The following is a 14,141-nucleotide window of genomic DNA, read 5'->3' as shown; positions in this document are numbered from 1 at the left end:
CCTTTTTAAGTTATATTGGACTTTACCAATGTTTTCTTATTTCTTCTACTATAACTTCCGGATAATCCCAATGTAACAGATGAGTAGAATCTGGGATTAGTTTTACTGTCGCTCTCGTTCTCTCACTAAAAATACTCCCTGTCTTCCCTCTATATTCATCCCAAATTTCTGGTACTGTAGCACGAAGTAATATTATATTAGATGGTAACTCCTCATATATATCCATTGTTTCATCCTTGTGCATACCTCTTACGATATTACCAGCTGTTGTACCCCTCGCATGCCAACATACTTTATTATCCATTTCTATACCAAGATCCTTAACTGCAAGTTCTAATAATGGAGACCACCTTGTATACACTTCTTTTTCACTTTTAAAGAAATCATCCCAACTATCAAATACATACTCTTCAAAGTCCTTTTCATAATAAGCAATTTCTTCTTCCAAGGTTTCTTCTTGAAACCTTTTCGTTTGGTACCCTCCATCAATGAGAATACTCCCTAATACCTTTTCTGGATGATTTAACAAATAAAATAACGCTACAAAACTTCCCCATGAATGTGATAGAAAATAGAAGTATTCGATTCTCAATTCATTTATTATTTCATTTAACCAATTTGCTAAATTGTGCATCTCATAATCTTCTGTTCTTTCAAATGGGGGTGTTTTACCATGTCCAGGTGCATCAACGGAGATAAATCTATACTCTTCTTTTAATTCCTCAGCAATTTCTATAAAACTTAAACTCGTACTACCTAATCCATGTAAACAAAAGATAACGGGCTTGTCATTATTCCCCCATTCAGTAATATGTACATTTATTTTTTCATTGCTAATATAGTAACGTTTCAAAACACTTATCCTCCATATTTTGATTTTTCAATTTACACTTTATTTATTTCTATTATTTTCAAATTTCCCCTTCATTTTTTCCCACACAAAAAGCAGCTTTTCTTTAAATAAAAAGCTGCTTTTATACTAAAAAACATTATAATTTAACAGCAATAATCATAAATCTTTTTGAATTAGTACGAATCCCTTTTTCAGAACTATACGTATCAATGAACTTTTGTAAAATAGTAAAATCCTCTTCCTGTTCTCCGAATCTAGGAATAATAGGGGTATGTTTTAATAAGAAAATGAGATCTTCAGACCTACTGTAATAATCAGTAACATCATATTCACGTACTTGCACGAGATCAAATCCTGCACTAATAAGTTCATTCATATACTTTTCTTTTAAAGTACCATCCCGTTCACCTAAGCATTGTCCTCTACCAAATGCTTCTTTCAGGTTTAATTTATCATTCTCACTTACTTGTTGTGTTAAGAAAAATGCACCCTTTTTCATTACTTTCGCTAACTCAGATGCCAGAAACGGGGCATGACAACTTGAAGCAATATCAAAATGTGCATGTAGAAATGTTAAAGCTTCAGAACCCATTTGAAGAAACTCAACATTTTGTACACCTGATTTTTTCAAGTTAGAATGTGCCGTTTCAATCATGCCGTTAGAATTATCTATCCCAATTAATAATTTGGCTGAAGATGCTATATTAAGTACATTTTCCCCTCCACCTGTACCAACATCAAGTAAAATATGTGATGGTTTGCACCTTTCTTTTACCTCACTATAAAAGTCCCACGTATCTCCTACAGTTTCACATTTTATTTTACTAAAATCCCATCCATTTAATCTTCCTACTTTATCATAGAAGCTTTTATACTCTAATTCGTTCATCTTATTACTTCCCCTTTGTAAAAATAAATTAAATATGTATAATAACCTACGACACTCCTTAATTATATATTATAAAATACAAATTATTAAAACAACATTTCCCTTCACACTACAATAAGTTTACATAACATTTTTATGGTTTATCTTTATCTATATATTTTAAATGCCCTCTTCCCCAACTACACATACTATCCAAAACAGTACTGACTGTTTTTCCATGTTGAGTTAAGCTATATTCTACTTTAGGTGGTATTTCTTGATAAATTTCGCGTTTTATTAGTTGATCTTGCTCTAATTCACGTAATTGCTTTGCTAACGTCCCTTGAGATATATCTGGTATTAATCGCTTTAATTCACCAAAACGCTTCGTTCCATCTGTTAGCAAAATAAACAAAATGAGCGGCTTCCATTTCCCACCGATTATTTGTAATGTTGCTATTACTCCTTTTAACTTCTGTTCTTGTAAATCCATTTTTCTCACCTCTCCTCAGATATCATAAAGTGAAACTTTAATCAGTGGGGGTTTTGTCCATCCCACACTGATTATTAGTTGAACCAATCGGGCTTTTACGGGCAGTTGACCTCTTACCTAACTTCCTTGCATTTTCCTAACTTTGAGGTGAGAGTTTTACTGCCCGTTAATGCGGGATAAACCATATTTAGCGATTTTTCCAATTACTTATCCGCATGTATAGCGATTAGTACGAAATTTACGACTATGTACATATAAAGCGCGTACTTTTCACTTGCTCCCTTTTAGCGAATAATAAAAGCATAAGCACAGTTATATTCTAAATTTTTTATTAAAGGAGTGGCTAAAATATGTCTATTACTACATTAGAAAATAGTCGTATTGTTATCATTGGCGGGAGTTCTGGTATTGGATTAGCAACAGCAACACAAGCAATTAAACAAGGCGCACATGTTATTATTGCCGGACGCTCGGAAGAAAAATTAAAAGTTGCTCGAGAAGTAATAAATAACAATCATCTTCAAACTTATATATTGGATAATCAAAATAAAGAGCAATTACAAAATTTTTTCAAGACAGTTGGGAACTTTGATCATTTATTCACACCGGGAGCCTCTTACACACTTGGACCAATTACCTCTACAGAGGAAATTGCTGAAAGTAGCTTCATCGGAAAGTTTTGGCCTCAATATTATGCCGTAAAATATGCAATTCCTTTTCTTTCAAACTCTGGATCTATCGTGTTAATGTCCGGTGCATTTAGTCAAAGACCACTTAAAGGCGCACCTGCTTATGGAGCTTGCAATGGTGCTATTGAAAGTTTAGGGAAAGCTTTAGCTGTTGAATTAGCTCCTATAAGAGTTAATGTTGTTTCTCCTGGAACGATACAAAGAGAGAATGAACAAAACGAAAATAGACTAGCTGCTTATGAATCTTATAAATCTCTTTCTCTTGTAAAAAGGCCTGGCCATAATAATGAAATTGCACATACTGTCCTATATTTAATGCAAAATAGTTTTACTACGGGTAATGTATTGTTTCCTGATGGAGGATACACATATCATTAAATTATTTAAGACAAAAGCCCCTTATTACGGTGGCTTTTGTTGCTCATTTAAACATTGCTGAAATTTCCAAAAAGATGATTACATTTCTTTAGTACCAACAGGTTGGTTTTTAGATGATTCATTAAAGGAATCCATTACAATCCGCTCATTTTGTACATTTGCAAATAAAATTGTGCTAGTAGTTGGACGAATCGAATCTAGAAGTAATTTGTCTTGAGATTTACGGATAAGTTTACAAAGAAAAAAGGCATATAAATAATGCCTTTTTTCTTTATCATCATTTAACTGGATAACAAACTTCTGTAACCCACTTATTAGGATCGGATTCCATCGCTGGGCTCACATGATAAATATTAAACATCGGGCCTGCTAATTTGTAACCCTCTGTCTCAATCCATTTTGCCGCAGCCTCATTTACAGCTGTCATCTGTTCATAACTTCCATTAACTGTTATAGAAGCTACATTAGTCGATTCCATATTTTTAAATGTAACGTCTTTTGTATTTTCGTGCTTACCTAGAATACTTAGCTGTATTTCTATATCTACATCATTTTCTTTGTATTCACGATCATGGAAAACCGCAATACTATAACTCGGTTGGGCAATACTAATATTTTTCATTTGAATTTCTTGCATTAATACACTCCATAAATCACCTTCGCAATTATACGATGGAATAATCTTTCTAACACTAGCTACAGTTCTTTCTGGAATTTCTTTTATTGAAACATGATAATTCATCTCAACAACATCCTCTCTCATCGTTTTCATTGAGTCTTCGAGGAGACGTAATTGTTTTTGGAGGTTATTCATGTCTTCTTTAATTTGAGCACTACGATTTAAAAATTGCTCTTTTATGCTATCTATATTATCGCATTCTATTATTTCTTTGATGGTAGCAATATTAAACCCCATAGCTTTTAATGTTTGAATTTGATTTACCTTTTTTAATTGGTCAGCTGAATAAAATCGATATCCACTCTGCTCATCGACTTTTACTGGTTGTAATAATTCCACTTTATCGTAGTGTCTCAACATACGTATGCTAATGGAAGATAGTTTAGAAAAATCCCCTATTTTAAACATGATTTCCTCCTATAAGTTACATCTACTTTGAAGCTCAACTTTATCTTAAACAATGACATTGTGTGAGAGTCAACTGTTTATAACACTTGAATTATATTTCTTTAATTATTTATCCTTATACCGTCTTATGCCTATAAAGATTGATAATAATCCGTTCACAGCTAATAAAATTACTATAATACTTGTAAGTAAACCAACATCTGCCGCAAATATTTTTATCGTACGCCATGGTGAGCTTGTACTATAAGTAAGAAGTGGGATGAAAATAATAGATAATAGTAGGAATAGATTCCCTATGAATAACCAAGTTAGTTTTTTTACAGTTTTCTTATGTTTATATTTTTTAATTAACATAATTGAAGAAATGAAAAGCGCGAGTATAACTGTACACATAACAATTTGTGTAAACGGTATACTTTTATGGGGATCAACCGGTTCTTCTTCATTCAAAATATTAATAATCCCCTTTTTTAATACTGAAAGTGCTGGTTCTTCTAATACATGATTTTTATTTGTTAAAATCACACCACCCCAGCCACTATTATTTAAAGTAAATATTTCTGCACGAGCATCGGGCGTTGATCCTGAATGCCAAATCATCGTTTCGCTTTCATTTATACTTGTTGTTCTTAATCCAAAACCATAGCTTTTTTCTGAATTTATGTTATAAAGTGGTGATAGATAAAGGTCAATGTTTTCTTTCTTTAAAAATTGAGTGTCTTCTTGCCGATTCAAAAACATAATAAATTGAATCATATCTTCCAAATTCGCGGTAATATAACCATACGGTGCCCCAGCATTATCATAGGACACTACACTTTTTCTTGGTATGCCAAACCACGACTGATAACCTGTTAAATAGCCTTTTTCATATGCAGTTTCTTTACTTGCTGACGCACCATTCATATTTAATAGCTGAAAAACATGTTTTTCCATATATGAGGAATATGTATCATTTGTAATTTCCTCAATAAGTGCACCTAAAACAATATAATTCGCATTACTATATTGATATTTTTCTCCTGGTAGAGCAGTTAATTTTACATTTGAAAGTCTCATTACATTTTCTTTTAATGCTGTAGAACTTTTGGATTGCTTATCTGATATTAATAAGCCTTCATATGTGTTTATTCCGCTTGTATGAGTTAAAAGGTGTTGGATTGTTATAGATGAGGATATTTGAGAATCTTTTAGTTTAAACCAAGGAAGATGTTGTTGAACTGAATCCTCTAATTTTATCTTTTTTTCTTCTATTAATTTCACTATAGCTAAAGCTGTTAAAGATTTACTTATTGAGCCGATTGCAAATGGTGTTTTACTAGTTATTTTTTTTTCAGATTCCCCAGTAATCCCCCACGTTTTAGTGAAGAATACATCTTTATTATGTACAATTGCAACAGCAGCCCCTGGAATATTCTGTTCCTTTATAAATTTTTCAATATACTTATCTAAAGTAGCTTTAATATCTTGCTGAGCATATGATTTTGGATGAATGATACATAATGCTATTACATTACAAAGAATATAGATTTGAAATAGTTTATAGATAGTTTTCTTCATTATACTTTAGATAGCTTTCTTTTTTTATAACTTACTAAGCTAATAAACACTACTACAGAGAGCATAAAGCTAATCATTATTAATAAAACGTTCCACCATTGATTCTCTGATATGCGATATAAAATATTATAATTAAATGTATTTTTTCTATTAGTTGAATTAAATGATTCAGTTAAAAATATTGAAAATGTAGTTTGCGAGATGAGGTAAGTAATAAATGCGATGAATATGCCACGTAAGATAAATGTGTTGAATTTTCCTTTTTCATTTTGAAGTTGTTTCATTTTAACTTGTAAATCAATTTCATTTATTTCTATAAAATCTTTAACAAATAATTGAGGGGTACCTAAATCATCTATACTGTCTTCACCATGTTCACGACACTCTTGAATATGTTCTAATATTTGTCGCTTAATATTTTCCCTTTCTTCTAAACTAATATCGTATTGCTTTAATTCCTTAAGTACGTCTCTTAAAAATTGCTTTTCTTTACCTATCAATTTATTCCTCATTTCAGAAGGTCTCCTTTCAAACCGCTTTTTAATAATGTTTGAATGTCCAATTGCAATTCTAACCACTCATTAATTTTCTTCTCAAGACGTATTTTCCCATTTTCATTAATTTCATAATAAATCCTTACTTTACCACTGTCTGTTACCTCTTGATAAGTATTAACCCACTCTTGATTTTTCAACTTAGTTAAAATAGGATAAATACTTCCTACTCCTTTCAATTTTAAATTGTTTATTTCAAGTTCTTTCATAATCTCATAACCATAACTTTTCTTTTTCGACAAAATAGATAATACACACATTTCTAAATGACCTTTAATTAAACTTGTTCTATCCATAGGATAAATTTAACAGAAATATATACTTCATTCAAGTATATATTTCTGTTAAATTCAAAAAATCAGACAATGCGAAATAGATTAATAAACAAAATATATCACTTACGAACCGTTTTCAACCTTAATTTTAGATTTTATAATATAATAATTACATAATATATTAATCGTTTATCACTATTAGTTTTTTATCTCTCCTTCCATATTACTTCTTTTCTTATTGAAAAATATTGTATGGAGACATAAAAATACTAAAAGATCCAATTTCTTAATTTTGATATTAAGAAATTGGATCTTCTTTCATTACCTTCATTACCTTGTATTAGTCATACTGCGCTAATATATACATTATAAAGAATATATGTTTTATTAATTTATGTTAATAACACATAAACTAATAAAATTTACTGATTACTCTCAAGACATTCATAAACCGCCATCATATCTCGTTTATCCAACTCACGTATGCGATTAAAAATTGGTATTTCTCCAACAGCTTCTGTTAATAAGCTTTCATTCACAACATCACTTACTTTTCCAGTTAACCACGTTTGTACATCCACGCCCTCAACAACTTCTTTTAACCCTTCGTCATTAATACCACTTGCATTACAAGTTACACATGGAATTGTTAGTTTAAAGACACCATCATGTAGATTATCTTCGGTTATCACTTTCTTACCTTTACAAAATGGACATGGATTACTTTTTTTAATTTTATTAATTTGGGTAACTAATTTTTTGTATCCAAACGCTTCGTATACATACGTAAGTTTTTTATATTTACCATTTGTGAAATACTTATCTATAATGGTTTCTCTCGTTTCATAAACATTAGGGAAATCACAAACAGTTACCTGATTATTAACACTAATGGATTCGATATTTCCTTTTATTTCGCTCCAGAATGGTAAGACATTTTGTAACACCATTTCATAGTTTGAAAAGCTTGCTTGTTCTAATTCAAACATTTTCAATGCAACTTGTGCTTTTCTTGGCAATAAAGAAACATCTTCCGTCAATACCATATCGCCACCAACAATAGACTTCAATTTAACAAGTGCCGGTAAATCACCAACTGTTTTCAATACTTTATTAATAGGCTGATTGATTATTTCACGAATATCTACGTTACCAAATTTAAGTGGCTTATGATGATTTAAAACCGTCCCCTCACAAATTGGACATTTCATCATTTTTTTTGAACTCTTAATTTCTTCTTTAATAGGTGCTTTTGAAATAACAATATATCCACCAATAATTGTATTAAACCCTACCCATGTTCTGCGTGTCTTTCCTTTTTTATCATAAAATGATTTTTCAAAATATCCGTACCAAAACGTATGCTTTTCTTCTTCTGACATATCATTATAGCTCTTTGACAAATCGTGACCAAGCTCATTTTTTATTTCTTCGAATAAAAATTCTATTTTTTCATGCTGATAAAATTTTAATACCTTCATGATTTCTGGATCGAATAGCCCATCCCAAAATGGAACACTTTTATCTTGAATGGCAATATCTTTATCAAAAACTTCAATTTGAAGACGTCCAGAACAAGATGGACAATGATTGTCCTGTGAATAGAAATCAAAACTTCTCGTATCTTTATTAATTGGATGAGCAGCTACAATATGATTAATTAATCCACCAATCTCATATAAGAAACTATATTGACTATATAAATGTCTTTCAAGATCAATAGCAATAACAGGTGCGATTGTATCAGATTCATATTCACCATAAATTAACCTAGCCATTGATGATAAACTTTTTAAAATACCGCCCTTATAAACATTTTCGGCGTTTTTAAAATAGTTAATATGATTTTCTTCTAAATAGTGAACTCCTTTTTTCTGCTTAAGCATTGAAGAGATATTTATTTTCTTTGTGCTATTCACATTACTTTTTTGACGATAGTAATCCTCATGATTAACAACATCCAAATGCTCTACAGATTCATTCTGCCTTTTTCCAAAATCAACTATATAATCAGAGCTTTCTAACATGTAACGATTATGCTCAATCATAATGATAGAAACTGATTCATCTTGCAGAATACCTCTAATACTATCGATAAAATGATTTAAAATATTTTGTGATAAACCTTTTGAAGGCTCATCAAAAATGAATAATGTATGTGGATTTCTAGTGTTTGCAAATAATTCCGAAACTAAATGAACACATTGAAACTCACCTGTCGATAATGTTTGTGTTTTTCTCTCTAATGTTAAATAGCCAAGTCCTAATTTAATTAGTAGGCTCAAACGTTTATAAGCGATATCTTCATTTGGAAGTTCATCAATAATATCCTCAATCGAGCGCTCAAAAATATCATCAATGTCTTCACTATACTTTGTCAGTTTCTTTTTAATATCTAGGAAAGTTGCTACAGTTGATCGACTTGTAATTGATTGATTTCGGTCTTGTCCTACCATAACTAATTTATCTTTTGGATATCGTTTCAAAAAATCTGTAGCTAGACATTCGTTGACAAGTGTAGATTTCCCACATCCTGATTCTCCTGTAACCGTTACAAGCCTGTTTTTAGGAATTTGAAACTCCTCCATTTGGATATTACGGCAATATAAATCATAGAATGTATAATATTCTGTTGGTATTTCTTTATTTCGATCCCACAGTATTGACTTTGGTCTTGGTGATTCTTTCACAATTTTCCCGCCATATTTTCCGCTACCAGGTCCAAAGAACAATTGCTCATCAGTTGTATCTAGTACCGTATCTGAATGATCAATAAGCCAAATTTGATTTTTACGCCCTAGTCGTTTAATTTCTTCTAAAATTTGTAATAATGTTTCATGATCAAGTCCAACTGAAATCTCATCAATAATAATTACAGCATTTTCACTTACTGCCATGAATTCGGCCAAATAAAGTCGTGTTAACTCTCCACCTGATAACGTACCCATAATTCGATTTAATGTTAAATAACCAATGTTCATATTAATAATATTTTGCAGTATATGCTGTTTTTCTTCACTAATATTTAACTCTTTTGCTAGTGAAAGAATAGATTCAATACTTAAATCATTAATATTTGAGATTGAATGTGGCTTGTCCAACAAATCAATTTCATATTGTTCAATTTCTTCACTATAACGTTTTCCCTTACATTTTTTACACTCAACATTTTTTGTAGTACCACGGCCTTTACAACCAGTACACCAGCCAAATTGATTATTAAATGAAAAGACCTCTGGAGAAAGATTAAAAACTTCAGCAAGTTTTTCCCGAACCTCTGTAAAAACACCAGTATGAGTACCAATCGTTGAACGCGGATTAGACGAAATCGATGATTTTCCTAGAAAAAGTACTAAAGGCATTTCTTCCATCTTAATGGCACTAAAATTTGTTTCCATAATGTTAGGAAATAAATATTGATATTCAGCCTTTGGTAATAAAGAAACTAATCGTTTTTTTGACTCTTCACCAATTGTTTGGCAAAAAGTTGTTTTACCCGATCCAGATAACCCAGCAATTCCAAACGATTTATTAAACGGTATAGTTGCATCTAATTTATTTATGTTATTAGCAATTAATTGATTTACTTTCATATTAACCTCTATTCTTATTTATTCACAAAAGCATTTTTAAAATATAATAATTACATAATGAATATTACCTATTATGCAATTATCCTCTCACTTCATGAATCTTATCCTTGTATATTTCAAACCATTGTTGCCATTCATCTTTAGAAAATTCTTTCTCTTCTCCTTTTAAAACGTAAGAAAAAAGATTTAAACAAATATGCCAACCAGCTATATCTCTCGGTGTATGATCTGTTAATTCATGAATGTACTCTTTAAGAAGTAACAAAGTACCATTCTCCTCTTTATGTATTTCAAATCGGACACGGTCTTTATCCCAAGTAAATTCAAGTACTGAGTTTAGTTGACATTCTAAAATATCAATGTTTATGAATGAACCGTCCATCATGTCGAACTTTATTATTCCACCAGTTTTAAGGCTTTCAATCTGTAAATTGGACATCCATTTTTTCAGCTTACTGTTTTCTGTTAATACAGACCAAACTTCCTCTACCGTATATGGAAATTCGCGTTCAAATTTTACAATATATCCATCAGTTAGTTTCCCAATTTCAGCTATCATTTTGATTGCCTCCTTATATAGAATGTATGTTCTCACTTCATTTTACACGAATATAAATATAAAATAAATATTTATAACAACGAAGTGTTAATTTAAAGTGAATGGTGCTGAGAAAAACTTAAATATTTTCTAAATCGAGTTATATAATATTGAAAATTAAATATAGATTTACGTACAAATAAAAAAAGCCGCATTTGCGACTTATGAAATCATAGGATTAACTCCTGTTTTTGTGGAATGATTAACGCTTAATCGCATCGACAATTAGCGATGGAAAACCAAGTTTATCGCCTTTATTTCTAGAATCATACCTTTTCGAACGGAAAATAACACCGTCGTTTGCATCCCATTCGTTGTAATAAAACCGACCATTTTCATCACAATATTCAAGTAAAACTACCTCGAATCCAGCAGTTTCAAACATTTTCGTTAATGTTATATAATTATGAACGATTTTATGACTTGCTGCTGGATGATCTTTCGGACCGGGGCCCCCTATTTGAACTATATTTTGATATGCCTCATCCTGAAAGAATGCATCAGGGACTCCGCACCGAATATGACCAGATGGTTTTAAAAATTCATAACAAATTTCAGCTGCTCTTACACCTTCTTCAAAAGTAAGGTGTTCCCATACATGCTCAGCTAAAATAGCTGAAATAGAATTGTATTCAAATCTTCCTTCCCACGTAGCTTTATCTAGTAAGTTAAGTTCACCTTCTTGCGTTTGAATCCAGCCTGGATTATTATTAAACACTCCAGCTCCGACAACTACTTTAATTTCCTCTTGTTTTATTGCCACCATTTTCACCTCTTAAATATTTTAATTCATTAATATATTCTATGTTTACTATTATCCTTCCTCCTTCAAAATTTTGTAACATGAGTCCAGTACAATACCGAACTCATGTCCTATAAGCTCTCTAATGTAACAATCTGTCTAACTTTATAAAATTAGTTCATGATATACGATTTTTCTTACAGAAATATAGCACACCAAACATTAGCATAATACCAATTACGTAAAAAATTGTTGTTCCGCTCCCACCAGTATTAGGAATTACCCAATTATTCTTCGCATTTTTCACTGTTATTTTTTGTGTCTTTACTGCTTCTGTAATTTCTATTTCTATTGGATCTCTAAGTAACATGTATCCGTTTGGCGCTTTTATTTCTTTTATCGTATATTTTCCAAGTACTAATTGATTGGAAATCACCTTTCCTTTTTCATCCGTTGTTAATCTAGCCACTTCTTTACCCTCTTTATCTAAGACTTGAAATATAGCGCCTTGTAGTTTTAAATTGATATCCTTATCATCAACTTTCTCAATTTCAAATTGTCCAGTCGGATCTGGTAATTTCTTATTTCCTATTTTAATTTCTACTACTGCATCTTTTTCTACTTTTACAGTTATTTTTTCTTTTAATAATTCGTAACCTTTAGGTGCTTCTACTTCCACTAAGGTATAGTTTCCTATTGGTAAGTCTTTTGATACGACTTCTCCTTCTTCATTTGTTACTAGTTCTCCAACTATTTTTCCTTTTGAATCTTCTATATGAAACTTTGCCCTTGCTAGTTTTTTATTTTTATCACTTATGTCTACTTTCACAAGCTTTATTTTCCCCATTGGATCTGGCAATTTCTTATTTCCTATTTTAATTTCTACTACTGCATCTTTTTCTATTTTTACAGTTATTTTTTCTTTTAATAATTCGTAACCTTTAGGTGCTTCTACTTCCACTAAGGTATAGTTTCCTATTGGTAAGTCTTTTGATATTACTTCTCCTTCTTCATTTGTTACTAGTTCTCCAACTATTTTTCCTTTTGAATCTTCTATATGAAACTTTGCCCCTGCTAGCTTTTTATTTTTATCACTTATGTCTACTTTCACTAACTTCATTTTTCCCATTGGATCTGGCAATTTCTTATTTCCTATTTTAATTTCTACTACTGCATCTTTTTCTACTTTTACAGCTATTTTATCTTTTAATAATTCATAGTCTTTTGGCGCTTCTATTTCTACAAGGGTATAGTTTCCTTTTGGTAAGTCTTTTGATATCGCTTCTCCTTCTTCATTTGTTACTAGTTCTCCAACTACTTTTTTATTTGAATCTTCTATATGAAACTTTGCTCCCACCAATTTTTTATTATCATTATTACTATCAACCTTTTTTATTTTTACTTTTCCAGTACTAGGCTTGTTCCAATGTTGCCAGTTAAATTTGAAATTGTGAAATTCAAATCCACCAGTTTGTTGTACCGCACCGACAAATGCTTGTCCATTAATCGAACCGCCTTTTGTTTCTAATACAGCATTGGGGGCAAACACACTCCCAACGACACCATATCCCTCTGTTGTAATTTTTTTCGCATTTGGAAAAACCCAAATCACTTTCCCATATAGCTCAGTAAACGGGGAATTAGGAGAATATGGTTGTGATGTAGGAACTATATCTGTAGCCCTTCCAATATTGTTCGTGTCATATAGTATAGACCCATTTTTAAATGTAACCTCTGTTGCATCCGAATACATAACAATAAAATCTTTGTCCTTAGCACTCGGTAAAAATACATCTCTTATATCTAAATTGTTTTTCCCTGTCAATTCTGATGAAACATAAATATTAGAATTGTTTATATCTTTTCCGATTCCATAACTCATATTTGGAATTGGGGTATTCGTTTTATATTGACCAGCATTTTTACTGACTTGGTTCACTATATTGCGAAATTCATTAAATTTCGCGTCAATTTCTAGTTTTTCTTTATAAACGATATGATCATAAGAAGATTGTATGATGCGATCTGGATCACTCTCTTTTGTCATTACGACTATTCCGTTTTGAATGATAAAAGATTCTTCTCTTGATTTCTTAAATTTTCCAGACAATAACAAGGACGGATATCCCTCATCAACCCATTTTTCACCTACTATATTAGATGTTCCCGCTGCAGCACCTACAATTGTATACCCCGATGCATCCATATCACCTTGAACTGCAATTGCTCCTTCAATGTCGCCACCTATTGCTTTATGGTTACCAAAGACAACTGCATTATAACGCGATATATCACCTAGACCTTCTAAGTTTGTCGTGGATCCATATGCTTCTTGTGGTACATATACGACAAAACTTACACTTAACATTAACAAAACAATAAAATGAATACTTACCAGCTTTAATCGTAGCCTCAATTCCTTTGTTCCCACCTTTACCGTATTTTTTCTAT

12 protein-coding genes are annotated in these 14,141 nt (G+C 31.3%); 1 reads left to right on the top strand and 11 read right to left on the bottom strand.

The features are described 5' to 3' along the window. Positions 1 to 22: 22 nt before the first annotated feature. The 3 genes from AC241_RS12585 to AC241_RS12575 form a co-directional block, all read right to left on the bottom strand. Positions 23 to 853: an alpha/beta fold hydrolase gene (locus AC241_RS12585; protein WP_050843676.1), complete on the bottom strand. Its 831-nt coding sequence runs from the start codon at positions 851 to 853 to the stop codon at positions 23 to 25. Positions 854 to 989: 136 nt separating this feature from the next. Beyond that, entirely contained in the window at positions 990 to 1,742 is a 753-nt protein-coding gene (locus tag AC241_RS12580) for a class I SAM-dependent methyltransferase (RefSeq protein WP_050843674.1), read from the bottom strand. Between the two features lie 133 nt (positions 1,743 to 1,875). Continuing rightward, positions 1,876 to 2,214 (bottom strand): winged helix-turn-helix transcriptional regulator, encoded by a 339-nt coding sequence (locus AC241_RS12575; protein ID WP_050843672.1) that lies wholly within the window; start codon positions 2,212 to 2,214, stop codon positions 1,876 to 1,878. 350 nt (positions 2,215 to 2,564) lie between these two features. On the opposite strand from AC241_RS12575, the gene AC241_RS12570 reads away from it, so the two are divergent. Beyond that, positions 2,565 to 3,281 (top strand): SDR family oxidoreductase, encoded by a 717-nt coding sequence (locus tag AC241_RS12570; RefSeq protein WP_043937915.1) that lies wholly within the window; start codon positions 2,565 to 2,567, stop codon positions 3,279 to 3,281. A gap of 277 nt (positions 3,282 to 3,558) precedes the next feature. Here the strand turns inward: AC241_RS12570 and AC241_RS12565 are convergent, their stop codons facing one another. From AC241_RS12565 to AC241_RS12530, 8 genes are all read right to left on the bottom strand, one after another. Continuing rightward, positions 3,559 to 4,368 carry a MerR family transcriptional regulator gene (locus AC241_RS12565; protein ID WP_025688582.1) on the bottom strand — a complete coding sequence of 270 codons (810 nt, stop codon included), beginning with the start codon at positions 4,366 to 4,368 and terminating at the stop codon, positions 3,559 to 3,561. Between the two features lie 105 nt (positions 4,369 to 4,473). Beyond that, positions 4,474 to 5,928, bottom strand: coding sequence for a serine hydrolase domain-containing protein (locus tag AC241_RS12560; protein WP_048564652.1), 1,455 nt, complete (start codon positions 5,926 to 5,928; stop codon positions 4,474 to 4,476). After that, the gene (locus AC241_RS12555; protein WP_141540853.1) at positions 5,928 to 6,440 is read right to left on the bottom strand and encodes a DUF1700 domain-containing protein; all 513 of its coding nucleotides are present in this window, start codon (positions 6,438 to 6,440) and stop codon (positions 5,928 to 5,930) included. The genes AC241_RS12560 and AC241_RS12555 overlap by 1 nt, the downstream gene beginning before the upstream one ends. Continuing rightward, the gene (locus AC241_RS12550) at positions 6,437 to 6,778 is read right to left on the bottom strand and encodes a PadR family transcriptional regulator (RefSeq protein WP_000376286.1); all 342 of its coding nucleotides are present in this window, start codon (positions 6,776 to 6,778) and stop codon (positions 6,437 to 6,439) included. The genes AC241_RS12555 and AC241_RS12550 overlap by 4 nt, the downstream gene beginning before the upstream one ends. Before the next feature lie 401 nt (positions 6,779 to 7,179). Beyond that, positions 7,180 to 10,350: an ATP-binding cassette domain-containing protein gene (locus AC241_RS12545; protein WP_050843669.1), complete on the bottom strand. Its 3,171-nt coding sequence runs from the start codon at positions 10,348 to 10,350 to the stop codon at positions 7,180 to 7,182. Positions 10,351 to 10,429: 79 nt separating this feature from the next. Further along, positions 10,430 to 10,909 (bottom strand): SRPBCC family protein, encoded by a 480-nt coding sequence (locus tag AC241_RS12540; RefSeq protein WP_050843667.1) that lies wholly within the window; start codon positions 10,907 to 10,909, stop codon positions 10,430 to 10,432. A gap of 241 nt (positions 10,910 to 11,150) precedes the next feature. Continuing rightward, complete coding sequence (locus tag AC241_RS12535; RefSeq protein WP_048564656.1) at positions 11,151 to 11,711, bottom strand: class I SAM-dependent methyltransferase; 561 nt, start codon at positions 11,709 to 11,711, stop codon at positions 11,151 to 11,153. 157 nt (positions 11,712 to 11,868) lie between these two features. Further along, complete coding sequence (locus tag AC241_RS12530) at positions 11,869 to 14,106, bottom strand: MSCRAMM family protein (protein ID WP_050843665.1); 2,238 nt, start codon at positions 14,104 to 14,106, stop codon at positions 11,869 to 11,871. Between the last annotated feature and the right edge of the window lie 35 nt (positions 14,107 to 14,141).

Origin of the sequence: Bacillus thuringiensis (assembly GCF_001182785.1) — a bacterium.
GTDB lineage: Bacteria > Bacillota > Bacilli > Bacillales > Bacillaceae_G > Bacillus_A > Bacillus_A thuringiensis_S.
The sequence above is the reverse complement of the archived record's forward strand: the minus strand, read 5'-3'. Positions and strand labels throughout refer to the sequence as shown.

Coding starts and splice junctions, on each gene's coding strand:
- AC241_RS12580 (WP_050843674.1), bottom strand. CDS start 1,742: ATGAACGAATTAGAGTATAAAAGCTTCTATGATAAAGTAGGAAGATTA.
- AC241_RS12575 (WP_050843672.1), bottom strand. CDS start 2,214: ATGGATTTACAAGAACAGAAGTTAAAAGGAGTAATAGCAACATTACAA.
- AC241_RS12570 (WP_043937915.1), top strand. CDS start 2,565: ATGTCTATTACTACATTAGAAAATAGTCGTATTGTTATCATTGGCGGG.
- AC241_RS12565 (WP_025688582.1), bottom strand. CDS start 4,368: ATGTTTAAAATAGGGGATTTTTCTAAACTATCTTCCATTAGCATACGT.
- AC241_RS12560 (WP_048564652.1), bottom strand. CDS start 5,928: ATGAAGAAAACTATCTATAAACTATTTCAAATCTATATTCTTTGTAAT.
- AC241_RS12555 (WP_141540853.1), bottom strand. CDS start 6,440: ATGAGGAATAAATTGATAGGTAAAGAAAAGCAATTTTTAAGAGACGTA.
- AC241_RS12550 (WP_000376286.1), bottom strand. CDS start 6,778: ATGGATAGAACAAGTTTAATTAAAGGTCATTTAGAAATGTGTGTATTA.
- AC241_RS12545 (WP_050843669.1), bottom strand. CDS start 10,350: ATGAAAGTAAATCAATTAATTGCTAATAACATAAATAAATTAGATGCA.
- AC241_RS12540 (WP_050843667.1), bottom strand. CDS start 10,909: ATGATAGCTGAAATTGGGAAACTAACTGATGGATATATTGTAAAATTT.